This is a genomic window from Sphingomonas telluris (genome assembly GCF_022568775.1).
Lineage (GTDB): Bacteria > Pseudomonadota > Alphaproteobacteria > Sphingomonadales > Sphingomonadaceae > Sphingomicrobium > Sphingomicrobium telluris.
The window spans coordinates 661855-684901 of sequence record NZ_JAKZHW010000001.1 but is presented as its reverse complement, the minus strand read 5'-3'; the positions used below and the strand labels follow the sequence as shown (position 1 = coordinate 684901).

24 protein-coding genes are annotated in these 23047 nt (G+C 63.8%); 1 reads left to right on the top strand and 23 read right to left on the bottom strand.

Annotation, left to right across the window (positions count from 1 at the left end):
- Nucleotides 1-6: 6 nt before the first annotated feature.
- The 19 genes from nuoN to LZ016_RS03465 all read right to left on the bottom strand — a co-directional run bounded on the left by nuoN (nucleotide 7) and on the right by LZ016_RS03465 (nucleotide 18211).
- The gene (gene nuoN, locus LZ016_RS03555) at nucleotides 7-1443 is read right to left on the bottom strand and encodes an NADH-quinone oxidoreductase subunit NuoN (protein WP_241445885.1); all 1437 of its coding nucleotides are present in this window, start codon (nucleotides 1441-1443) and stop codon (nucleotides 7-9) included.
- Nucleotides 1443-2975, bottom strand: coding sequence for an NADH-quinone oxidoreductase subunit M (locus tag LZ016_RS03550; protein WP_241445884.1), 1533 nt, complete (start codon nucleotides 2973-2975; stop codon nucleotides 1443-1445). The genes nuoN and LZ016_RS03550 overlap by 1 nt, the downstream gene beginning before the upstream one ends.
- Nucleotides 2972-5011, bottom strand: a complete 2040-nt coding sequence (nuoL, locus tag LZ016_RS03545; protein WP_241445883.1) for an NADH-quinone oxidoreductase subunit L — start codon at nucleotides 5009-5011, stop codon at nucleotides 2972-2974. The genes LZ016_RS03550 and nuoL overlap by 4 nt, the downstream gene beginning before the upstream one ends.
- Entirely contained in the window at nucleotides 5011-5316 is a 306-nt protein-coding gene (gene nuoK / locus LZ016_RS03540) for an NADH-quinone oxidoreductase subunit NuoK (protein ID WP_241445882.1), read from the bottom strand. Before nuoK ends, nuoL begins: the two co-directional genes overlap by 1 nt.
- On the bottom strand, nucleotides 5313-5918 hold the full coding sequence (locus tag LZ016_RS03535) for an NADH-quinone oxidoreductase subunit J (protein WP_241445881.1): 606 nt from the start codon (nucleotides 5916-5918) through the stop codon (nucleotides 5313-5315). Before LZ016_RS03535 ends, nuoK begins: the two co-directional genes overlap by 4 nt.
- A 24-nt stretch (nucleotides 5919-5942) precedes the next feature.
- Nucleotides 5943-6425, bottom strand: a complete 483-nt coding sequence (gene nuoI / locus LZ016_RS03530) for an NADH-quinone oxidoreductase subunit NuoI (RefSeq protein ID WP_241445880.1) — start codon at nucleotides 6423-6425, stop codon at nucleotides 5943-5945.
- The gene (gene nuoH / locus LZ016_RS03525; RefSeq protein WP_241447442.1) at nucleotides 6422-7462 is read right to left on the bottom strand and encodes an NADH-quinone oxidoreductase subunit NuoH; all 1041 of its coding nucleotides are present in this window, start codon (nucleotides 7460-7462) and stop codon (nucleotides 6422-6424) included. Before nuoH ends, nuoI begins: the two co-directional genes overlap by 4 nt.
- A gap of 53 nt (nucleotides 7463-7515) precedes the next feature.
- Nucleotides 7516-9525 carry an NADH-quinone oxidoreductase subunit NuoG gene (gene nuoG / locus LZ016_RS03520; protein ID WP_241445879.1) on the bottom strand — a complete coding sequence of 670 codons (2010 nt, stop codon included), beginning with the start codon at nucleotides 9523-9525 and terminating at the stop codon, nucleotides 7516-7518.
- Nucleotides 9518-9664, bottom strand: a complete 147-nt coding sequence (locus LZ016_RS03515; RefSeq protein ID WP_241445878.1) for a hypothetical protein — start codon at nucleotides 9662-9664, stop codon at nucleotides 9518-9520. The genes nuoG and LZ016_RS03515 overlap by 8 nt, the downstream gene beginning before the upstream one ends.
- A complete protein-coding gene (gene nuoF, locus LZ016_RS03510; protein WP_241445877.1) occupies nucleotides 9661-10971 on the bottom strand; it encodes an NADH-quinone oxidoreductase subunit NuoF in 1311 nt (436 codons plus the stop codon). Before nuoF ends, LZ016_RS03515 begins: the two co-directional genes overlap by 4 nt.
- Complete coding sequence (locus tag LZ016_RS03505) at nucleotides 10971-11663, bottom strand: complex I 24 kDa subunit family protein (RefSeq protein ID WP_241445876.1); 693 nt, start codon at nucleotides 11661-11663, stop codon at nucleotides 10971-10973. The genes nuoF and LZ016_RS03505 overlap by 1 nt, the downstream gene beginning before the upstream one ends.
- Nucleotides 11664-11847: 184 nt before the next feature.
- On the bottom strand, nucleotides 11848-13080 hold the full coding sequence (locus LZ016_RS03500; RefSeq protein WP_436286356.1) for an NADH-quinone oxidoreductase subunit D: 1233 nt from the start codon (nucleotides 13078-13080) through the stop codon (nucleotides 11848-11850).
- A gap of 17 nt (nucleotides 13081-13097) precedes the next feature.
- On the bottom strand, nucleotides 13098-13988 hold the full coding sequence (locus LZ016_RS03495; protein ID WP_241445873.1) for an NADH-quinone oxidoreductase subunit C: 891 nt from the start codon (nucleotides 13986-13988) through the stop codon (nucleotides 13098-13100).
- Nucleotides 13988-14569 (bottom strand): NuoB/complex I 20 kDa subunit family protein, encoded by a 582-nt coding sequence (locus tag LZ016_RS03490; protein WP_277622500.1) that lies wholly within the window; start codon nucleotides 14567-14569, stop codon nucleotides 13988-13990. Before LZ016_RS03490 ends, LZ016_RS03495 begins: the two co-directional genes overlap by 1 nt.
- The gene (ndhC, locus tag LZ016_RS03485; protein ID WP_241445871.1) at nucleotides 14560-14937 is read right to left on the bottom strand and encodes an NADH-quinone oxidoreductase subunit A; all 378 of its coding nucleotides are present in this window, start codon (nucleotides 14935-14937) and stop codon (nucleotides 14560-14562) included. Before ndhC ends, LZ016_RS03490 begins: the two co-directional genes overlap by 10 nt.
- A 93-nt stretch (nucleotides 14938-15030) precedes the next feature.
- On the bottom strand, nucleotides 15031-15843 hold the full coding sequence (locus LZ016_RS03480) for an inositol monophosphatase family protein (RefSeq protein WP_241445869.1): 813 nt from the start codon (nucleotides 15841-15843) through the stop codon (nucleotides 15031-15033).
- A gap of 11 nt (nucleotides 15844-15854) precedes the next feature.
- Nucleotides 15855-16418 (bottom strand): elongation factor P, encoded by a 564-nt coding sequence (efp, locus tag LZ016_RS03475; protein WP_187713901.1) that lies wholly within the window; start codon nucleotides 16416-16418, stop codon nucleotides 15855-15857.
- A 71-nt stretch (nucleotides 16419-16489) separates the two neighbouring features.
- A complete protein-coding gene (locus tag LZ016_RS03470; protein WP_241445867.1) occupies nucleotides 16490-17122 on the bottom strand; it encodes a M23 family metallopeptidase in 633 nt (210 codons plus the stop codon).
- A gap of 12 nt (nucleotides 17123-17134) precedes the next feature.
- Nucleotides 17135-18211, bottom strand: coding sequence for a L,D-transpeptidase family protein (locus tag LZ016_RS03465; protein WP_241445866.1), 1077 nt, complete (start codon nucleotides 18209-18211; stop codon nucleotides 17135-17137).
- A 20-nt stretch (nucleotides 18212-18231) separates the two neighbouring features.
- On the opposite strand from LZ016_RS03465, the gene LZ016_RS03460 reads away from it, so the two are divergent.
- Complete coding sequence (locus LZ016_RS03460; protein WP_241445865.1) at nucleotides 18232-19014, top strand: DUF72 domain-containing protein; 783 nt, start codon at nucleotides 18232-18234, stop codon at nucleotides 19012-19014.
- A 63-nt stretch (nucleotides 19015-19077) separates the two neighbouring features.
- Here the strand turns inward: LZ016_RS03460 and LZ016_RS15475 are convergent, their stop codons facing one another.
- From LZ016_RS15475 to LZ016_RS03435, 4 genes are all read right to left on the bottom strand, one after another.
- A complete protein-coding gene (locus LZ016_RS15475) occupies nucleotides 19078-20094 on the bottom strand; it encodes an outer membrane protein (RefSeq protein ID WP_277622499.1) in 1017 nt (338 codons plus the stop codon).
- Between the two features lie 161 nt (nucleotides 20095-20255).
- Nucleotides 20256-20930 carry a thiamine phosphate synthase gene (gene thiE / locus LZ016_RS03445; protein ID WP_241445864.1) on the bottom strand — a complete coding sequence of 225 codons (675 nt, stop codon included), beginning with the start codon at nucleotides 20928-20930 and terminating at the stop codon, nucleotides 20256-20258.
- 1 nt (nucleotide 20931) lies between these two features.
- Nucleotides 20932-21831: a fructose bisphosphate aldolase gene (locus LZ016_RS03440; protein WP_241445863.1), complete on the bottom strand. Its 900-nt coding sequence runs from the start codon at nucleotides 21829-21831 to the stop codon at nucleotides 20932-20934.
- Nucleotides 21832-21842: 11 nt separating this feature from the next.
- Entirely contained in the window at nucleotides 21843-23042 is a 1200-nt protein-coding gene (locus LZ016_RS03435) for a phosphoglycerate kinase (protein ID WP_241445862.1), read from the bottom strand.
- Nucleotides 23043-23047 lie beyond the last annotated feature (5 nt).

The window sequence follows — 23047 nt, the reverse complement described above, 5'->3', positions numbered from 1 at the left end:
TTCGGCTCAGAAGAGCGATCCCGCCGCCCGGTCGGTGATCGCACCCAGCGGTCCGATCAGAAGATAGCCGATCGGCGAGATGACCAGCGCGGCAAGGAAGATCAGCGCGCCCTGGATCGGTTCGCGTACGCGTCCGAGCGGCGCCGCCGCATCGTCGAAGTACATGACCTTCACAATCCGCAGGTAATAGTAGGCGCCGACGACCGTGCCGACGATCGCCGCGACTGCCAGCGCCACGAAGCCGGCGTCGACCGCGGCGCGGAACACGAGCAGCTTCGGCCAGAACCCGAACAAAGGCGGGATGCCGGCCAGGCTGAACATGAAGATCGCGATCGCAGCCGCATAAGCCGGGCGAGTCTGCGACAGGCCAGACAGCGCGGAGATTTCCTCGATCGGCTCGCCGTTGGCATCGCGCATCCACAGGACGCAGAGGAACGCGCCGAGCGTCATCACGACGTAGACTGCCATGTAGAAGAGCACGGACGAAGCGCCCTGCGGCGTGCCGGCGGCGAGGCCGACAAGGGCGAAGCCGACGTTGTTGATCGACGAATAGGCCAGCAGCCGCTTGATGTTCGACTGCCCGAACGCCGCAACCGCTCCAAGGAAGATGGAGGCGAGCGCCGCAAAGATGACGATCTGGCGCCATGCGTCGGTCGCTGGCGCGAGCGCGTCGAGGCAGATGCGGGTGCCGAGCAGGACCGCAGCTGCTTTCGGCGCCGAAGCGAAGAACGCAGTGACCGGTGTCGGAGCGCCCTCGTAGACGTCCGGCGTCCACATGTGGAACGGGACGGCGCTGATCTTGAAGGCCACGCCTGCTAGCACGAACACGAGGCCGAACAGCAGCCCCAGCGACGGAGCGCCGCCCCGGTCGAACGCCGCGGCAATGCCGTTGAAGTTCATCGTGCCGGTGAAGCCGTAGAGCAGCGAGATGCCATAGAGCAGGATGCCGCTCGCCAGCGCGCCAAGCACGAAATATTTTAGGCCGGCCTCAGCGGAGCGGTCGTCGGTGCGGCGATAGGAAGCGAGAACGTACGCCGCCAGGCTCTGCAGCTCGAGACCGACGTAGAGGGTCATAAGGCTGGTCGCGGAGACCATGACCGCTCCACCTAGTGCGCTGAACAGCACGAGCACGGAATATTCGGGGCCGTGCTCCGTATCGCGCTCGAACCAGCCGTGAGCGGCGATGATCGCGACCGCAGATGCTAGAAAGACGATGGCCTTGCCGAACGCGCCGAAGAGGTCGGCTGTAAGCAGCCCACCGAAGATCCCACCCGCGTTCGAGGGTGCCCCGTTCAGCGCGAAGGTGGCGGCGATCAACAAAGTGACGGCGGCCCAGGCGGTCAGGCCGCCGCTGCGACGCCCGCCGAACGCGGCGACCATCATCAGGACGATGCCGCCGACCGTCAGGATCAGCTCAGGCAAGATGGGTGCGAACTGGTTCATTAGTGTGCTGCCTCGGGCGCCGCATGAGCCGCATGCGGCCGCGGCTTGCCCGGCGTGAGTTGCATGTCACCCGGCGGCGTCGCGCGCTCCACCCGCTCGAGCAGGCGGCCGACGTCGTTGCGGAACGGACGGATGAAGCTTTCCGGATAGATGCCCATCCAAAAGACGCCAGCGGCGATCGGGGCGAGCAGCCACCACTCGCGGGCGGAGAGATCGACCATCGTCGCCGCCTCCTCTGTCCGAGCGACACCAAACGCGATGCGCCAGTAGAGCCACAGCATATATGCTGCGCCAAGGATGATGCCCGTCGTAGCGACGATCGCGGCCCAGCTCGACACCTTGTACGTTCCGAGCAGGCTCAGGAACTCGCCGACGAAGTTGCTCGTGCCGGGAAGCCCGACGCTCGCCATGGTGAAGACCATGAACAGCAGGGCATAGCCGGGCATGTTGTTAGACAGCCCGCCGTACTTGGCAATCTCGCGGGTGTGCATGCGGTCGTAGATCACGCCGACGCAGAGGAAGAGCGCGCCCGACACCAGACCGTGTCCGAGCATCACCATCATCGCGCCCTCGATGCCCTGCCGGTTGAAGGCGAACAGGCCGAAGGTGACGAACGCCATGTGCGCGACCGACGAATAAGCGATCAGCTTCTTCATGTCGGTCTGAACCAGCGCGACGAGGCTGGTGTAAACCACGGCGATGCCGGACAGAACGAACACGAACGGTACGAAGAAAGCCGATCCTTCGGGGAACATCGGCAGCGAGAAACGGATGAAGCCGTAGCCACCCATCTTCAGGAGCACGCCGGCCAGGATGACCGAGCCTGCCGTCGGCGCCTGCACGTGAGCGTCGGGCAGCCAGGTGTGGACCGGCCACATGGGCATCTTCACGGCGAAGCTGGCGAAGAAGGCTATCCATAGCCACTTCTGCACATCCACGGGGAAGTCGTGGGCCATCAGTGCCGGGATCGAGGTCGTGCCGGCGTCGACCACCATGTAGATCATGGCGATCAGCATCAGGACCGAGCCGAACAGCGTATAGAGGAAGAACTTGTAGCTCGCCTTGATGCGCTCGGCGCCGCCCCAGATGCCGATGATCAGGTACATCGGGATCAGGCCGCCTTCGAAGAAGACGTAGAAAAGGAACAGGTCCTGCGCGGCGAACACGCCGAGCATCAGCGCTTCCATCAGCAGGAAGGCAGCCATGTACTCTGGAACACGCTTGGTGATCGCCTGCCAGCTCGCGCCGATGCAGATCGGCATCAGGAACACCGAGAGCATGATCAGAACGAGCGCGATGCCGTCGATCCCCAGCGCCCACGAAATTCCGCCCCCGAGCGGCAAGTTCTCGACGAACTGCCACTGCGCGCCGTTCGGATCGAATGCCGCCCACAGGTAACAGCCGATCGCCAGGTCAGCGAGGGTCGCGATCAGCGCGATCCAGCGCGCGCCGTTCGCATTCACGAACAGGCACGCGAGGCCCGCGAGCAGCGGGAGGGCGATAAGGATGGTCAACAAGGGCAAATCGGTCACTTCTGCGCCCACCAAATTGCCCAGGTGGCCGCGCCGATCAGGCCAAGCAGCATCACGAGCGCGTAAGAATAGAGATACCCGGACTGCAGGCGGGCCGTGATCCGATTGCCGACGCTGACCGCATAGGCCGCGCCGTGCGGGCCGAAGCGGTCGATCGTTCCCTCGTCACCGCCCTTCCAGAACAGGCGGCCGAGCCACAGCGAGGGTCGCACGAACAGGAAGTCGTACAGTTCGTCGAAGTACCACTTGTTCTTCACGAAGGCGTGGATGCCCGGGAACTGACGGACGAAGGCATCGGCCGCTCCAGGATTGCGGATGTAATTGTTGTACGCGATCGCGAGGCCGATCAGCATCACGACCGTCGCCGTATGTTTCACCCACACCGGCACCTCGTGCATCGCGTGCGCCAGATGTTCGTTGAACGCGATGCTGCCGTTCCAGAACTCGGCCGAGCTCAGGAAGTAGTGGGAGAAGGCGAAGCCGGCGCCGATGGCGCCAATCGCCAGCAGGCAGATCGGCACGAGCATCGAAAGGGGACTCTCGTGCGGATGGTATCCGCCCGTGCCTTCCGGCGGCATGCCGCTGTCGTGCGAGCTGTCGCCATGCTCATCGTCCGGATGATCTTCGTGATCGCTGTGGACCGCGTGTTGGATATGCTCCGAGGCGCCCCAGCGCGGCTTCCCCCAGAATGTCAGGAACATGAGCCGCCAAGAGTAGAAGCTGGTCAAGAGAGCCGCGAAGGCACCGAGCCAAAAAGCGATGATGCCGTGCGTCGTGCCGCTCGCAAAGGCGCTTTCGAGGATCGCGTCCTTCGAGTGGTAACCCGCGAAACCGACACCAAGAATGCCAACGCCAGTGATAGCGAGCGTTCCGATCAACATCACCCAGAAGGTGACCGGGATTTCCTTCCGCAGGCCCCCGTAAAACCGCATGTCCTGCTCGTGGTGCATGGCATGGATGACCGAGCCCGCGCCCAGGAACAGCAGCGCCTTGAAGAAGGCGTGCGTGAAGAGGTGGAACATGGCCGCGCCATAGGCGCCGACGCCTGCCGCGAAGAACATGTAGCCAAGCTGCGAGCAGGTCGAATAGGCAATGACACGCTTGATGTCGTTCTGCGACGTACCGACCGTCGCCGCGAAGAAAGCGGTTGCCGCGCCGACGAAGGTCACGACCATCATGGCCGTGTGGCTTTGCTCAAACATCGGCGACAGGCGGCAGACCATGAACACGCCCGCAGTCACCATGGTCGCCGCGTGGATCAAGGCGCTAACCGGCGTCGGGCCCTCCATTGCGTCGGGGAGCCAGGTGTGCAGGCCGAGCTGGGCCGACTTGCCGCAAGCGCCGACGAACAGCAGCAGGCAGAGCAAAGTCATCGTGTCGACGTGCATGCCGGCGAAGCCGATCGTCGAACCCGCCATCGAGGGTGCCGCCGCGAGCACTGCAGGGATCGACAGCGTGCCGAAGACCCAGAAGGTGCCGAAGATGCCGAGCGAGAAGCCGAAGTCGCCAACGCGGTTGACGACGAAGGCCTTCAGCGCCGCCGCATTGGCGGACGGCTTGTGGTACCAGAAGCCGATGAGAAGGTAGGACGCGAGGCCGACACCTTCCCAGCCGAAGAACATCTGGACGAGGTTGTTCGCGGTGACGAGCATCAGCATCGCGAAGCTGAACAGCGACAGATAGGCGAAGAAGCGAGGTTGGCCCGGGTCCTCCGCCATATAGCCCCAGCTGTAGAGGTGAACGAGCGACGAGACCGTCGTCACCACCACCAGCATCACCGCCGTTAGCGTATCGACGCGAAGCTCCCAGGCGACCTGAAGGGCGCCCGAGTTGATCCACGACAGGACCGGGACCACCGCCTCCTGCGATCCACCGCTCAGATAGCCAAAGAAGACCGGCCAGCTGAGAGCGGCGCCGACGAACAGCGACCCCGTTGTCACGACCTTGGCCGGCGTCTTGCCGATCCAGCGGCCAAACAGGCCGGCGATGATCGCGGCCAGCAGCGGCAGGAAAACGATGAAGAGTACGGGGTGCATCAGCCGTGCATCCGGTTGACGTCGTCGACCGCGATCGAGCCGCGGCGACGGAAGAAGATGACGAGAATGGCGAGGCCAATAGCCGCTTCAGCGGCGGCGACGGTCAGGACGAACATCGCCATCACCTGGCCGACGAGATCGCCGAGGAAGGCCGAAAAGGCCACGAGATTGATGTTCACCGCGAGCAGGATGAGCTCGATCGCCATCAGGATGAGGATGACGTTGCGGCGATTGAGGAAGATCCCGAGCACGCCGAGCACGAACAGGATCGCCGCGACGGTCAGGTAGTGGGCAAGCGTGATCACAGGGACATGCCCTCCCCTACCTCCGGGTTCTCAAGTCTAACGGCGTCTTCCGGCCGGCGGTCGACCTGACGCCAGACCTTCTGTCCACGGACGTCGCCGCGGCTACGGTGAGTCAGTACGATCGCACCGATCATCGCCACCAGCAGGATCAGCCCCGCAATTTCGAACGGGAACAGGAAGCGGCTGTAGAGCACCTGGCCAAGGCCGACGATATTCGGCTGCGTCGCCTCATGCGCGACGGCGCCGCTCATTGCAGGACCAGCCCGCCACGCGCTCCCCGCGATGATGATCTCGAGCAGGAGTACGACGGCGAGTATGATCCCGAACGGCAGGTTCTTGGTGAAGCCGGACCGCAGCTCCGCAAAATCGATGTCCAGCATCATGACGACGAACAGGAACAGCACTGCGACGGCGCCGACGTAGACGATGACCAGAAGCATCGCGATGAACTCGGCGCCGATGATCAGCATCAGGCCCGCAGCGTTGAAGAACGCCAGGATCAGCCAGAGCACGGAGTGCACCGGGTTGCGCGCGAAAATGACCGCCACCGCGGATGCGATGGTGACCGTCGCGAAGAGGTAAAAGGCAATGAGAGCGATCAAGTGCTGGACCCTGTTGCGGCGCGCTTATCTGTAGGGGGCATCGGCGGCAAGATTGGCGGCAATCGCCCGCTCCCAGCGGTCGCCGTTCTCGAGCAGCTTCGCCTTGTCGTAGAGCAATTCCTCGCGTGTCTCGGTCGCGAACTCGAGGTTGGGCCCCTCGACAATGGCGTCAACCGGGCAGGCTTCCTGGCACAGGCCGCAGTAGATGCATTTCACCATATCGATGTCGTAGCGGGTGGTGCGGCGGCTGCCGTCCTCGCGCGGCTCCGCCTCGATCGTGATCGCCAGCGCCGGGCAGATCGCCTCGCACAACTTGCACGCGATACAGCGCTCTTCGCCGTTGGGATAGCGGCGCAGGGCATGCTCACCGCGGAACCGTGGGCTCTGCGGCGCCTTCTCGTACGGGTAGTTGATCGTCGCCTTGGGCTTGAAGAAATACTTAAGCGTCAAGGCGTGCGCCTTCACGAACTCCCAGAGGGTGAAAGCCTTGATGGTGCGGGAAATCATGCCGCGCCTCCGTAGCGGGAGAACATGAGCCAGCCCGAGATGATGACGACGAAGAGGATGCTGAGCGGCAGGAAGATCTTCCAGCCGAGCCGCATGAGCTGGTCGTAACGGTACCTCGGCACCGTCGCCTTCACCCAGCTGAAGACGAAGAAGAAAAAGCAGATCTTGGCGAACAGCCAGAGAATGCCCGGAATGTAGTAGAGGGGTGCCCAGTTCACCGGCGGAAGCCAGCCACCCCAGAACAGGATGGCGTTGAGCGCGCACATCAGGATTACATTGCCGTACTCGCCAAGCCAGAAAAGTGCGAAGGCCATCGAGCTGTATTCGGTCTGGTGACCGGCAACGAGCTCGCTCTCCGCCTCGACCAGGTCGAACGGCGTGCGAAACGTCTCGGCCATCGAGCTGATCAGGAAGACGATCGCCATCGGGAACAGCAGCGGGTTGAACCCGTAGCCGTTCAGAAGGCCGAACAGCTTGTGGCCCTTCTGCGCCATCACGATGTCGGTCAGATTGAAGCTGTTGGCATAGAGGACGACGCAGATCAGCACGAAACCGATCGAGACCTCATAGCTCACCATCTGGGCGGCCGCCCGAAGCGCCGAGAAGAAGGGGTATTTCGAGTTCGACGCCCATCCGGCGACGATCACGCCGTAAACGCCGAGCGACGAGGCCGCGAGGACGTAGAGCAGTCCCACGTTGATGTTGGCGAGCACCACGCCGTAGTCGAAGGGGATCACCGCCCACACGATCAGCGCGGTCGTGAACGTCACGATCGGCGCGATCAGGAAGAGGCCCTGGTTCGCGCCTGACGGGACGATGGTTTCCTTGAGGAAGACCTTCAGGCCGTCCGCAAAGCTTTGCAGCAAGCCCCAGGGCCCGACCACGTTCGGACCGCGGCGGAGCGCGATCGCGGCCCAGATCTTGCGGTCGGCATAGATGATCATCGCGACCGCCAGCATGAGTGGCAGTGCAATGATCAGCACTCCGATGAGCATGGACCAGAACCATGCCCATTCGTAGCTTACGCCCTGCGACATGAAGGCGCCGGTCGGCGAATGAAAGAACTCGCACCAGAAGTGCCCGAATGCGCTCACTCCGCGGCCTCCTGCACGGCGCGGCCATGGATCAGCTCCGCCGAGCACTGGTGCATCGTCGGGCTGGCTCGAGTGATGGCGTTCGTCAGGTAGAAGTCGCGGACCGGGTAGACGACCGCACCCTCCGCCTTTGTAGAAAGCTTTGGCGGCGACCATTCCAGGGGAATGATGCCGGCAACGCCAAGCTGCGGATATTCCTCGATCATCTTCGCGCGAAGCTGATCGAAGCGATCGAACGGCAGCGGTGACCCGAGCAGGTCGGAAACGGCGCGGAAGATCGTCCAGTCCTCGCGAGCCTCGCCCGGAGCGAAAGCCGCGCGTTCGCTGCGCTGAACCCGGCCTTCCGTGTTGACGTAGATGCCATGCTTCTCGGCGTAGGCCGCGCCCGGAAGAACCAGGTCCGCCTGCCGCGCGCCATTGTCGCCATGGTGCCCGATGTAGACTTTGAAGCTGCCAGCAAAGCGCGCCGGGTCCATCTCGTCGGCGCCGAGGAAGAGCACGACTTCCGGCTTCGCGGCCTCGAGATCGGCAATGCCGCCGGTCTGCGCGTATCCGAGAATAAGTCCCGCCATGCGCGATGCGCTGGTGTGGAGGACGTTGAAGCCATTCCAGCCGTCGCGGACGAGGTTCAGGGAGTTCACCAGGCCGAGCGCCGCGCCGAGCGCGTTCGCAGCAAGCGCGCCCGCGCCAACGACAACGGCTGGTCGCTGAGCATTTGCAAAGGCTTGTGCAACGTCCTTTGGAAGTTTTCCGAGCATCCTCAGGTCGTTGCCGAGCCAGGTGACGCGCATGCCGAGATCGGCCTCGGGACCGACCGCGAACACTTTCGCGCCCTTGCGAACTGCCTTGCGCAGGCGGGTGTTGAGCAGCGGGGCTTCCCAGCGCGGGTTCGATCCGACCAGCAGCATGACGTCCGCGTCCTCGATGCCGGCGATCGTCGAGTTGAAGTTGACAGCCGCCAGGTTGGAGACGTCGTAAGTCAGGCCTGTCTGCCGCCCCTCGATCAGCGACGAGCCCTGCCCCTGGAGGAGCTTTTTCGCCGCATACATCGTCTCGGCATCGAGCAGATCGCCAGCGACAGCTGCGACACTGGCGCCGGCGCTCTTCAACTTGGCCGCGAAGAGCTCGAGCGCTTCGGTCCACGATGCCTCGCGGAGCTTGCCATTCTCACGGACCCATGGACGATCGAGCCGGTTCCGAACCAGCGCGTCCACGTGGTGGCGCGTCTTGTCGCTGATCCACTCCTCGTTCACGTCGTCGTTGACGCGCGGAAGGATGCGCATGACCTGGCGCTGGCGGACGTCGAAGCGGATGTTCGAACCCACCGCGTCCATCACGTCGATGCCGGGAACGCGACGAAGCTCCCACGGACGGCTCTCGAAGCTCTGCGGCCGCTGCAGCAGCGCACCCACCGGACAGACGTCGGCGAGATTGCCCGCCATCTCCGTCTCAACCGCATGCTCGAGGTAGGACGTAATCTGGCTGTCCTCGCCCCGGTAGAGCATGCCGAGCGCCGGAACGCCGGCCACTTCTTCCGAGAAGCGGATGCACCGCGTGCACTGGATGCAGCGCGTCATCGCGGTCTTGATGACCGGACCCATGTACTTGTCGTCGATGGCGCGCTTGTTCTCTTCGAAGCGGGAGAACGGGCGGCCATAGGCCATCGCCTGATCCTGAAGGTCGCACTCACCGCCCTGGTCGCAGATCGGGCAGTCGAGCGGGTGGTTGATGAGCAGGAACTCCATCACCCCTTCGCGAGCCTTCTTCACCATCGGCGTGTCGGTGCGGATCGTCTGGCCGTCGGCGGCAGGCAGCGCACAGCTCGCCTGCGGCTTGGGCGGTCCCGGAGCGACCTCGACAAGGCACATGCGGCAGTTGCCTGCGATCGACAGCCGCTCGTGATAGCAGAACCGCGGGATTTCCTTTCCGCCGAGCTCGCACGCCTGCAGGACGGTCGCGCCCTGCGGAACCTCGATCTCAGTGCCGTCGATTGTAACTTTAGGCATCGGTGCCGCTCTTCTGGTCTTCTGTTTCCCGCCGCGTTTCGATCGTCGTGACGCGAGGGCCGGAACGCTGGCTCGCAATGACGACCACGAGAAGCGCAATCACCACGGCCACAAGGGAGATGATCAGCGAAGTGCTCATTCCGCGGCCTCCAGCATGCCGCGGGCAGTGCGTTCGGCAATGCGACGCTCCAACTCGGGACGGAAGTGGCGGATGAGGCCCTGAATCGGCCACGCGGCGGCGTCGCCGAGAGCGCAGATGGTGTGGCCTTCCACCTGCTTGGTAACGTCGAGCAGCTTGTCGATGGTGGCGACATCGGTGTCGCCGGTCCGTAGGCGCTCCATGATGCGCCACATCCAGCCTGTCCCTTCGCGGCACGGCGTGCACTGGCCGCAGCTCTCGTGCTTGTAAAAGTAGGAGATGCGGGAAATCGCGCGGACGATGTCAGTCGACTTGTCCATGACGATCACGGCCGCGGTTCCTAGACCCGATCCGACCGCTTTCAGGCCGTCGAAGTCCATCGGCGCGTCCATGATCTCGGCTGCGGGAACTAACGGGACAGACGAACCGCCCGGGATCACGGCGAGAAGGTTGTCCCAGCCGCCACGAATGCCGCCTGCGTGCAGATCGATGAGCTCACGGAAGCTGATGGACATGGTGTCTTCGACCACGCAGGGCCGATTCACATGGCCGGAGATCTGGTAGAGCTTCGTGCCTTCGTTCTTCTCGCGGCCGAAGCTTTTGAACCAGGCCGCACCACGGCGAAGAATAGTCGGGACAACCGCGATGCTCTCGACGTTGTTGACGGTCGTCGGACATCCGTAGAGGCCGGCGCCAGCCGGGAACGGCGGTTTCAGGCGCGGTTTGCCCTGCTTGCCCTCTAGGCTTTCTAGCATCGCCGTCTCTTCGCCGCAGATGTACGCGCCGGCGCCGCGGTGGACGAAGAGGTCGAAGTCGTAGCCGGAACCGGCGGCGTTCTTGCCGAGCAAGCCAGCTTCATATGCTTCCGCAACTGCCCGCCGTAACACTTCGGTTTCGCGAATGAATTCGCCGCGGATGTAGATGTAGCCGGCCCGCGCACGCATCGCGAAGCCTGCGATCAGCGCGCCTTCGATCAGCTTGTGCGGATCGTGACGAATGATCTCGCGGTCCTTGCACGAACCAGGCTCAGATTCGTCCGCGTTGATGACCAGGAAGTTCGGCTTACCTGGCTTCGGCTCCTTGGGCATGAAGCTCCACTTCATGCCGGTGGGGAAGCCGGCGCCGCCCCGGCCGCGAAGGCCCGAGGCCTTCACTTCCTCGATGATCGCGTCTTGGCCGACCTGCATCAGCTTGGCCGTGTCGTCCCAGTCGCCGCGCTGGCGAGCGGCCTTCAGCCACGGCTCCTGGAAGCCGTAGAGGTTGGTGAAGATCCGGTCCTTGTCGGAGATCGGGGTCACGCTACCCATTACGCGCCCTCCCCTACCGTCGCCGAGTTCCACTGCGGCCGATAATCGTAGTTGCGCTCGGCCATCTTCTTGAGCGTCGTCGGACCGCCCTCGGGGCAGCTTGTCTGACGATCGATCTGCGGACCGGGCTTGGGATGCTCACCGCGAGCCAGCGCGTCGAGCACCGCGCCCATGCTCTCCTCGGTGAGGTCCTCGAAATTGTCGTCGTTGATCTGGACCATCGGCGCATTGGCGCACGCGCCAAGACACTCGACCTCGGTCAGGGTGAACAGTCCATCCTCGGTCGTGTGACCCTTGCGAAGGCCGCGCGCCTCGCACGCCTTGAAGACGTCGTCGGAGCCACGAAGCATGCACGGGGTGGTCCCGCACACTTGCACGTGGAAGCGCCCAACCGGCTGCAAATTGAACATCGTGTAGAAGGTCGCGACCTCGAGCACGTGGATCGGCGCCATGTCGAGCTCGCGCGCGACAAATTCCATCACCGGAAGCGGCAGCCAACCTTGAGTATTCGTCTCCGCACCAACCTGGCGCTGCGCCAGGTCGAGAAACGGGATAGAAGCCGACATTTGGCGGCCTTCCGGATAGCGCGCGACGATTTCCTTCGCCTTGCGCGCATTCTCCGCCGTCCACTGGAAGCCTTCCCAGCGTGCGCGGACTTCCGGATCGTCGAGGATTCCGCCCTGACCGGCCATTAGAGACTTCCCCCGGCTCGGGCGCGAAGTTGGGCTCCGATGACGGCGGCCAAGCCGATCCCGAGTCCGAAGATCAATCCAGCTGGTAGATAGAAAGAGGCACCCGCAAGACTACTCCCGAGCCAGGAGCCGACGGTCGTCAGTCCTGCGGTGAATGCGAAAAGTGCAAGAAGTTTCAAAGGGCTCACCGGTCCACCTCCCCGAACACGATGTCGATGGCGGAGAGAACGGCGGTGACGTCCGCGAGCATGTGACCCTTCATCATGAAGTCCATCGCCTGCAAGTGCGAGAAGCCTGTCGGCCGGATCTTACAGCGATACGGGCGGTTGGTTCCGTCGGAGACGAGATAGACGCCGAACTCGCCCTTCGGGCTCTCGGTGGCGACGTAAACCTCACCCGCGGGGACGTGATAGCCCTCGGTGTAGAGCTTGAAGTGGTGGATGAGCGCTTCCATCGACGTCTTCATCGTCGAGCGGCTCGGCGGGAACACCTTCTGGTTGTCCGAACCGACAGGGCCCTTTGGCATTTCCTTCAGGCACTGACGCATGATGCGCGCCGACTGCCTCACCTCCTCGACGCGGACCATGAAGCGGTCGTAGCAGTCGCTGGCCGTGCCGACCGGAACGTCGAACTCCATGCGGTCGTAGACTTCATAGGGCTGCGAACGGCGGATGTCCCACGGGATGCCGGCGGCGCGGATCATCGGACCCGAGAAACCCCAGGCGATGGCGTCTTCCTTGCTGACCACGCCAATGTCGACGTTGCGTTGCTTGAAGATGCGGTTGTCGGCGACGAGGCTGATCGCGTCTTCGAACAGCTTCAGACGGTTGTCGAGCCAGTCGCCGAGGTCGACCAGCATCTTCTCCGGCAGGTCGTAGCGAACGCCGCCCGCACGAAAGTAGTTGGCGTGCATGCGCGCGCCGGAAGCGCGCTCGTAGAACTGGAGCGTGTCCTCGCGCACTTCGAACAGCCACAGGTTTGGCGTCATGGCGCCAACGTCCATGATGTGGCTGCCGAGGTTTAGCATGTGATTGGAAATGCGGGTCAATTCCGCCATCAGCACGCGGATGTACTGCGCGCGTAGCGGGATCTCGATGCCGAGCAGCTTCTCGATCGCCAGCACGAAGCTATGCTCCATGCACATCGGCGAGCAGTAATCGAGCCGGTCGAAGTAGGGCAGCGCCTGTGCGTAGGTTTTGTATTCGATCAGCTTCTCGGTGCCGCGGTGGAGCAGGCCGACGTGCGGGTCGACGCGCTCGACGATCTCGCCGTCGAGTTCCAGGATCAGGCGGAGCACGCCGTGCGCGGCCGGGTGCTGCGGCCCGAAATTGATCGTGTAGTTGCTGGTCCGGTCATCACCCGGATCGTGCCCCTCGGGAGGCTCGGCGGTGCCGGCGGCGAGAGCGCCGACATTCATCTCGACGGTGCGCGTGCTCATCCTGCACCTCCACCGGGCCGGCGGCGGCCAGAGGGTTGGGGCTTCGGATCGGCCACGTCGCCGTCCTTGCTCACTTCCTTCTTCGCCTTCGCAACGACAGGCTTGCGAGCCTCCTTCGTCGCCTGCGCATCCGCGGGCGCGCCGCCACCCGTCTGGGCCGGCGTGTCGGTCGTCTTCGGCGTTTCGGCAGGCGTCTTCACGTTCGACGGCGGATTGCCCGCCGGCGCCGGCGTGGGCGTAGGACCGCCGGCACCCTCCGGCTTCGCCTTCTCGTCGCCGGGCAGGACATATTCCGGCCCCTGCCAGGGCATCAGGAAGTCGAACGTACGGAAATCCTGCGGAAGCTGGACAGGCTCGTAGATGACGCGCTTCTCTGCCCCGGAGTAACGGTACTCCACATGGCCGGTCAGCGGGAAATCCTTGCGGAGCGGATATCCCTCGAAGCCGTAATCCGTCAGGATCCGGCGAAGATCCGGGTGCCCGGTGAAAAGCACGCCGTAGAGATCGAATACTTCGCGCTCGAGCCAGTTTGCAACAGGCCACAGCACGGTCGCGCTCGGAACCGGCGCGGTCTCGTCGGTTAGAACCTTCACGCGGATGCGGCGGTTCTTCGTCAGCGAGAGGAGCATGTAATTGACCTCGAAGCGCTCGGGCCGCTCCGGATAATCGCAGCCGGCGATCTCCATCAGCTGCTGGTATTCGAGGCCCGGCGTGTCACGCAGCGCGCGAAGCGCATCAACGAGGCCTTCGCGGCGCACCGTCAGCGTGATCTCACCGACGTGATCCTTCGCGTCGAGCAGCAGGTCGCCGAGCGCAGCCGTCGCCGCCTCGATCACCCCCTCGTCCGACGCGGTCTTGGGGACATGCGGAGCAAGATTGACGGCCATCAGCGCTCGATCGTCCCTTCGCGGCGGATCTTCCGCTGAAGCTGAAGGATTCCGTACAGCAGTGCCTCGGCCGTCGGCGGACAGCCCGGCACGTAGATGTCGACCGGCACGATGCGATCACAGCCTCGCACCACCGAATAGCTGTAGTGGTAGTATCCGCCGCCATTGGCGCAGCTACCCATGGAGATGACGTAGCGCGGCTCGGACATCTGGTCGTAAACCCGCCGAAGCGCGGGAGCCATCTTGTTGCAGAGCGTTCCCGCGACGATCATCACGTCCGACTGGCGCGGGCTGGCGCGCGGAGCGGCGCCGAACCTCTCGAGGTCGTAGCGCGGCATGTTCACGTGGATCATTTCGACCGCACAGCATGCGAGGCCGAATGTCATCCACCACAGCGAGCCGGTACGTGCCCAGTTGAACAGGTCTTCGGTCGTGGTGACCAGGAAGCCCTTTTCGTCCAGGCTCTGCTTAAGCTCTTCGAGCTTCTTTCGGTCGATGTCGCCCGGAACCAGGCCCGCCAGGCGTGCGAGCTCCTCCTCGGTCGGCATGCGGTCATGCCGCGGATCGAGCATCACTCCCATTCGAGCGCACCCTTCTTCCACGCATAGGCAAGGCCGAGGCCGAGTTCCGCAAGGAAGATCATCATGGCGATCCAGCCCGACATCCGGGTGAAGTCGAGGCTGACCGCCCATGGGAAGAGGAACGCCGCTTCAAGGTCGAAGACGATGAAGAGGATCGCGACGAGGTAGAAGCGGACGTCGAACTGCGCCCGGGCATCCTCGAAGGCCGGGAAGCCGCACTCATATTCGGCAAGCTTCGCCGGGTCCGGCTTGTGCGCACCGGTCAGGCGCGACACCAGCATCGGCAGAACGACGAAGGCGCTCGACAGCGCCAGCGCGATGCCGAGGAAGAGCAGGATCGGAAGATATCCGGCAGCAACGCTGGACAAGGGGAAACTCCGGGGCTCGAAACTTGGCGGGGCTTTAGGCCAGCGAGTTGCGCCCCGCAACCCGCTCGCACATGCAAAAAGGAGCGGTTTTTCCTAGCGGAGCGCTCCGGCAATCAGCTTCTGCAGGCGGCTGTGAATGGAACCTGCCGCCGCGATATATTCACGGCGCTCGAAGATGCGGTCCGAACCGCGATAATCGCTGACGAAACCGCCCGCCTCACGAACGAGAAGAACGCCCGCCGCGCTGTCCCATGGATCGAGGTCGTCTTCCCAGAACCCGTCCATTCGGCCAGCCGCCACCCAGGCGAAATCGAGCGCGGCGGAACCGAAGCGGCGGACGCCCGAAACCTCGGGCGCCACGGCGGTGTAGACCTTCGCCCAGTTTGCAGGGACGCCGCGTCCGCAATGCGGAATTCCCGTTCCGATGACACAATCGATCAGGTCGCGGCGCGCCGACACGCGAAGGCGACGATCCTGGAGCCAAGCGCCCCTGCCCTTCTCCGCCCAAAAGCTCTCGTCGGTCAGCGGCTGATAAACCAGCCCGTGTGTGATCTCAGGGCGGCCGTCCGGACGCTTCTCCTCGACGGCGATCGAGATCGAGAAGTGCGGAATGCCGTGAAGGAAGTTGGTCGTGCCATCCAGTGGGTCGACTACCCACCGAGGCTTCGATGGATTTCCCTCAATCTCACCGCTTTCCTCGGCCAGCACGCCCCAGTCCGGACGCGCATTGCGCAGCTCTTCGAGGATCGTCTGCTCGGCGCGCTTGTCAGCCATGGAGACGAAGTCGGCAGGCCCCTTGCGGCTGACCTGCAGTTGTTCGACCTCGCCGAAGTCGCGACGCAGACGCGGAGCAGCCTTGCGAGCTGCTCGCTGCATGACGGTGATCAGGCCGGAGTGGGCTACCAATGTGCGTCTACTTAGTCGGCGCGGCGGACATATTCGCGGGAGTACGTATCGACGACGATACGGGTTCCGCTTGCAATGTGCGGCGGGACCATGACGCGGACGCCATTGTCGAGAACCGCCGGCTTGTAGCTGGATGAGGCCGTTTGGCCCTTCACGACGGCGTCTGCCTCGACGATCGTCGCTTCGATCTGGTCGGGCAGCTGAACGCTGATCGGACGCTCGTTGTAGAGTTCCATGACGACGTCCATGCCGTCCTGCAGGAAGGCGGCCGGCTCGCCGATCAAATCTTCGGCAAGCGAGACCTGCTCGTAATTATCCTTGTCCATGAACACGAGCATGTCGCCGTCATGGTAGAGGAACTGGAAGTCCTTGGTGTCCAGGCGGACGCGCTCGACGGTCTCGGCGGAGCGGAAGCGCACGTTTGTCTTGCGGCCGTCGATGAGGTTCTTCATCTCGACCTGCATGTAGGCGCCGCCCTTGCCAGGCTGCGTGTGCTGGATCTTCACGGCGCGCCAGATGCCGCCCTCGTACTCGATGATGTTGCCGGGACGGATGTCCACGCCGCTGATCTTCATGATCGCCTACCTGCCAAGACTGAATGAAAGAGCCGCCACGGGACTTAACGGCCCGCGGATTGGACGCGCCCTTAGCCGCTGGCCTTTTTTCCGGCAAGCAGGGGGTAAGGATTGATCGGAGCGCCCTGCCACCATTTCTCACCCGGCTGCATGCGGTTGATGGCGAAATGCAGGTGCGGTCCTTCGGGGTTGGCGTTGCCCGTGTGGCCGACGCGACCGATCAGCTGGCCGCGCTTCACCTGCTGTCCTTCCGCAAGCCCAGGCTGATAGCCCTGCAGGTGAGCGTAATAATACGTCCAGCGCTGGTCTGGCGAGCGGACGTAGATAGTATTTCCCCCACCCCCGTTGGAATAGAAGAGCTTCTCCACTGTGCCGTCCGTTGCGGCGATTACCGGCGTTCCTTCGGCGGCCATGATGTCGATGGCGTCATGAATCCGGGCGCCACCCGCGCGCGCCTGGGTGAACGTGTCCGAGAGCTGGTTAGCCTTGATCCCCTGCACCGGGATCGCCAACCCCGCCGGCCCGACCTCGACGCCTTCAGCGATTGCGACCGGCTGGCCGCTCTGCGGCTGGACCACGGCGACATCGCCCGAGGCTTCGACCTTGCCATTCTCAGCGGGTGCGGAGCCGAGGTTGAAATAGAATATCCAGAAGGCGCTAGTCAGGATCGCAGTCACGATCGCAGTGCTGAAAATCCTGAACATCGCGCCTCCTGTTTACGCCACGAACTTCGCCTGGAAGCCAGGCTTCATCATCCGCGAAAGCCGCATCACATCCCAGTTGGTGAGGCGCAGGCAACCATGGCTCTGCGTCTTGCCGATGACCTGGGGCTCCGGCGTTCCGTGAATTCCGTAATGTTTCTTGGTCAGGTCGAGCCAGGCCACGCCCACCATCCCGTTGGGGCCCGGCGGCAGCTTCCGCTCGGCCTTTTCGTCAGACACGTCCCAGAAGAGATCCGGCTGATAGTTGAACGGCGGAAGGTAGGAGAAGGTCGGAACCTTCCAGTTGCCGAGCGGCAGCGGGTCATGGCCCGAGCCGGTCGTCACCGGGAATTGCGCGATCAGCTGACCGTCGACCTTGGCCGATCCCGCCGGGAACTCGCCCTTGTAGACCTTCAGTGTGCCTTCGCTCTTGTCGACGACGATATAGTCGCCCTGCGGCTGGTTCCCGTCGACGTTGAGCGCGGCTAGCAGCGGTTCCTGCTTCTCGTTGGCGCCCGAGTAATCGCGGGATTGCGGAACGACGTTGGGCAGTCGCAGCGTCTGGCCGATGCCGATGCTCTTGTCCGGGCCGTTCAGGGCTACGATCGTCTGCGGCGTCGTGTGATACCGCTCCGCCAGCTTCTCCAGCATGTTTCGATAGCCGAGGAAGCTCAGCTTCTCCTGATCCTCGGGCTTCTTCGGGAACGGATAGGTGAACGGACCGCCGACATCGTCGGCTGTCAGCTTCACGTCGACCGTGGAAGGACGGTTCTGGCTCAGCAGGGCCGACCGCGTTTGCCCGTCCAGCTTGCCGGTGACCTTGAGCCCCTTCGACTCCTGGAAGCCCCTGATCGCCTCCGTCAGCGAGCTTCCGCTGCGGCCGTCGATCACACCCGGCGAGAAGCCGGCCATGTCGAGCAGGACCTGTGCGTGAAATTGCTCTCCCTTGATCGGAGAGCCCGGAGTACCCGGCGCAACCCAGGACTTCTTGCCCTCCGAGGCGGACGCATTGTCCGCTGAATTCTGGGCGATTGCTGCTCCGGCGACGAAAGCTGCCGCAGCGGCACTGATCAACATGGGACGATAACGCACGCAACTCTCCGAGAAAAACAGTGTTCGAAGCTGCAACGATGCAGGCAACAACTGTTTCCAACGACCGCGGGCGGACGATCCACGTCGGCTGCTCCGGATGGGTCTACAAGCACTGGCGCGGGCTCCTCTATCCCGAGGGCCTGCCGCAGAAGCGCTGGTTCGAGCGCTACGCCGAGGATTTCGACACAGTCGAGATCAACGCGAGCTTCTATCGAGTGCCGCTCGCCTCGACGTTCGAGGGTTGGCGCGAGAAGGCACCTGCGGGCTTCCGCTATGCGGTGAAGGTCAATCGCTTCATCACGCACATGAAGAAGCTGCTCGGCTGCGAGGACGCTCTGCAGCAGTTTATCGACCTTGCCCGGCCATTGGGGCCGGCGCTGGGGCCCCTGCTCTACCAGCTTCCGCCGAGCTTGCACAAAGACCTGCCGCGGCTGGAAGCATTCCTGAACCTGCTTCCGACGGATCTCGAGCACGTTTTCGAGTTCCGCCACAAGAGCTGGTACGAGGAGGACGTCCGCGCGCTCCTCGACCGCTACGGCGTCGGCTTCGTCGCTCACGACCTGAAGGGCTTGGTGTCACCGCGTTGGGCTAGCGGGCGAACAGCCTACGTCCGCTTCCACGGCGCCGGCGGCAAATATTGGGGCAGGTATTCGGACGAGGCTCTGCTCGAATGGAGCGACTGGATCTTGGACCAGTCCAGCCGCGGGCGAAGCGTGTGGTGCTATTTCAACAACGACATCCACGGCCACGCGATCGAGGACGCGCGGACCCTGAAGTCGATGGTCGGCCAACTCGCCCGCTGATCAAAAGAATTCCCGGGCGAAGCATGTGCCTCGCCCGGGACCCCTTTAGCTCAGATCTTCGGTTTAACCGCGTTCCGGCGCCGGCGGCGGCGGCGGAGGCGGAGGCGGCGGAGCCGGACAGGTCTCGGTCGCCAGGATCACCGTTCCGTCCGGGCAGGTCTGCGTCGCAGGGGGCGGCGGCGGAGGCGGCGGGGGCGGAGGCGGCGGAGGCGGCGGCGGAGCAGCTTCCGCACCACCGAAGTTGAAGATGAGGCTGGCCATCAGGCTGTGCGAACGGAACTTCGATTCAAAGTCCGTGAACAGAGCCGCATTGGTGGTCACGTCTGTCACGACGGGCGCGCCGGCCGCATCCGTTCCGACCACCGTTTCGGTGTTGCCCAACAGGGCCGCGCCGGTGGTGTCGGACAGGTCGAGGCTGCCGGTGCGGAAGTAGCGGTACTTCAGGCCCAGATCGATGTTCCGGCTGAGCGCATAACGGGCGCCCAGGATAGCCTGCCACGCCCAGGCGCTGTCGCTTTCTCCAGCAAACTTGACGCGCGCACGACCGAAGCCGCCGCCGCCGTAGAAGGAGAAACCGTTCTCGTCGCCCACATCGAGCAGGGCGTTGATCATGCCCGACAGGACGCTGACGTGATCGTCGAGATCGAAGTCCGTTGCCGAAAGAGCCGGAAGCGTCCCGACTGCATCCGGAGCAACGTCGCGGTCAGGACGGTTCAGACCGGTGTTCAGCGACGCGATGAAGCCGTTGTCGACTTCCAGCGTGTCGAGCTTCGCACGCTTGTAGCCGATTTCGCCTTCGAGGCGGAACATGCCGAAGTCGTAACCGCCGATGGCGTCGACGTCGTAGCCCTTCTTGTAATCAATGCCGAAAGCATTGCCGAAGGTGGCATCGGCCGGGCCGATGATGGTGGGCGTCGTGGCGACGGTCTGGCTCGTGGTATAGTCGACGAACACGTCCGCATCCTGATCCTTCGGGAACAGGATGCCGCCTTCGATTCCGACATAGCCGGAATTGTCGCGAGCGACCGCGGGCGTTGCCGAAACAACGACAGCAGCCGCAGCCAAGAGGTATTTGCGCATTAGGGTTTCCCTTGCAGTGTTTCCGGCGCCCCAACCGGTCATCAGAGGGATTGTTTCGTTACATTCGCTCCTCCGGGCCTTTACGGAGAAAAGTGATGCGCTGGCGCAACACCTTTCAAAAGGAATGGCGGAAAACAGCCGTTTTTGAAACCTGAAGCCGTTCAGCTTCCACTAACATTTGTGAGCAGGTCATTGAATTCTGACACAATTTTCGCGGGGTCGTGAGCGCCCCAGACAGCTTGCGAGACCGCGAGGAAGTCCGCTCCGGCATCGATCAGCGGTTTCGCGTTGCCGGTCGTGATGCCGCCGATCGCGACGCAGGGAACCTCGAAGAGGCTCGACCACCAGCTGAGTATGGAAGGATCGGGCCGGTGTAGCGTCGACTTGGTCTGCGTTGGATAGAAGGCGCCGAAGGCGACATAGTCCGCGCCGGCGTCTCCGGCCTCCATAGCCAGGTGGCGGCTGTCGTGGCAGGTGACGCCAATCTGCGCCTGTGGACCCAGTAGCGCCCTCGCCTCCCGCACGTCGCCGTCCTGCTGACCGAGGTGTACGCCGTCCGCGCCCAGGCGCTTGGCGAGGGTCGCGCTGTCATTGACGATGAAGGCGACGCCTGCGTCCGCGCAAACGCGCTGCAACGGCTCGGCGAGCCGGGCGAGCTCATGCTCGGCAACGTCCTTCACGCGCAGCTGGAAGGCCGCCACGCAATCGAACTCGACAACTGAGCGGAGACGTTCAACGAAATCGCCGCCGACGTCCTTCGGGGAGATCAAATAAAGTCGGCAGGGCTCCTTTCGCGCCGGAGCCCTGAATTCCGCCGGGTCGAAATAGTCGATCAAGCTAGGCAGCGACCTTTTCGGTCGAGGCGTCGTAGATCTCGTCGATCGCCTCGCCGAGCGAACGGTCGAACTCTTCCTCGCTCGTATCCTGGCGCAGTTCCTCGAGCAGCGCGCGCGAGAAGCTGGCGATCATGCCGGGGTTCTTGGCAAGCTCGCGGCAGGCGTCGCCGCGCGAGAAGCCGCCCGACAGAGCGACGACCCGCAGCACTCGCGGGTGGGCGATCAGAGCATCGAACGTGCCCGGAACCGCCGGGATCGAAAGCTTGAGCATGACCTCGCTGCCTTCCGGCAGGCGATCGAGGTGACGCAGGATCTCGTCGCGCAGAAGCTCGTCTGCCTCGGCCCGCTCGGCGCTCTTGATGTTAACTTCCGGCTCGATGATCGGGACAAGCCCGTGACGCAGAACCTGGTTGCCGATCTCGAACTGCTGGCCGACGACCTCGGCAATGCCCGCCGGGTTGGCGAGGTGGATGACCGAGCGCTCCTTGGTTCCGAAGATGCCCTTCGCAACCGCGCGCTCGAGCAGCGAGTCCAGTTCCGGCATCGGCTTCATCAACTGCACGCCGTTGGCCTCGTCCGCGAGACCCTTGTCGATCTTAAGAAAGGGAACGACGCCCTTGCTCCAGAGATAGTCCGGCACCGGCTGCCCATTGGCTTCGCCGTCCATCGTCCGCTCGAACAGGATCGCGCCTAGGACCTTCTCGCCGGTGAACACCGGCGACGAGATGATCCGCACGCGCATCTTGTGGACGAGGTCGTACATCTCATCTTCGGACGACCATTCGTCGCCCTTGTAGCCATAGCCCTTCAGGGCGCCCGGAGTGGAGCCTCCGCTCTGGTCCAGCGCCGCGATGAAACCGTTCGCATTCTTCACTTTCGCGAGCATCTCTGCGTTCGCCATTTTCCGTCCCCTTATTCCTGCAGGGCCGCCACGCCCGGTAGCGTACGCCCTTCCATCCATTCAAGAAATGCCCCGCCAGCCGTCGAGACGAACGTGAAGTCCGCAGCGACGCCGGCATGATTGAGTGCCGCAACCGTGTCGCCACCGCCGGCGACCGAAACCAGGCTGCCTTCCTTGGTCAAGGCAGCCGCAGTTTGCGCGAGCTGCACCGTGGCCGCGTCGAACGGTGGAGTCTCGAAGGCGCCGAGGGGACCGTTCCAGACGAGGGTTCGGCAGGTCTTGAGCACGTCGGCCAAGGCTTCGACCGCGGCAGGTCCGACGTCGAGGATCATCTCGTCCGCCGCGACCTCGTGCACGTTGACGGTACGCATGCTCGGCGGATTAGGCGCGAACTGCTTCGCCACGACGACGTCGTACGGCAGATGGATCGTGCATCCGGCCTCGTCGGCACGATCGAAGATCGCGTTCGCCTCACCTGTCAGATCATGCTCGCACAGCGACTTGCCGACGTTCACGCCGCGCGCCGCCAGGAAGGTGTTGGCCATGCCGCCCCCGATGATCAGGTGATCGACCTTGCCGACTAGGTGACCCAGCACCGCGAGCTTGGTCGAGACTTTCGCCCCGCCGACGACGGCCGCGACCGGCCGCTCGGGATTGCCGAGTGCGCGCTCCAGCGCCTTCAACTCGCCTTCCATCGCCCGCCCGGCGAAGCTCGGGAGGAGATGGGCGATGCCCTCGGTCGAAGAGTGCGCACGATGCGCCGCGGAGAAAGCGTCGTTGACGTAATAGTCGCCAAGCGCCGCCATGCCCTTGGCAAGCTCCGGGTCGTTCTTATCTTCGCCGGCGTGGAAGCGCGTGTTTTCGAGGATGCCGATATTGCCCGGAAGCATCGTCTCGATGGCGCGCTCCGCCTGCGGCCCCTGGCAGTCCTCGATGAAGCGAACGGAGCGGCCGGACAGCCGATGCACCGGCAGCACCAGCTGCGCCGTCGACATGTCCGGACGGATCTCGCCCTTCGGACGGCCGAAGTGCGACAGCAGCAGCACGATTGCGCCGCGGTCGCTGAGCTCCAGAACGGTGGGCAACATGGCCCTCAGACGCGTATCGTCCGTGACCCGCGCACCATCCATCGGCACGTTGAGATCGACGCGGACAAGCACGCGCTTGCCGGTCAAATCCTCAGGCAGGTCGTCGAGCGTCTTGAAGGCCATGCTCA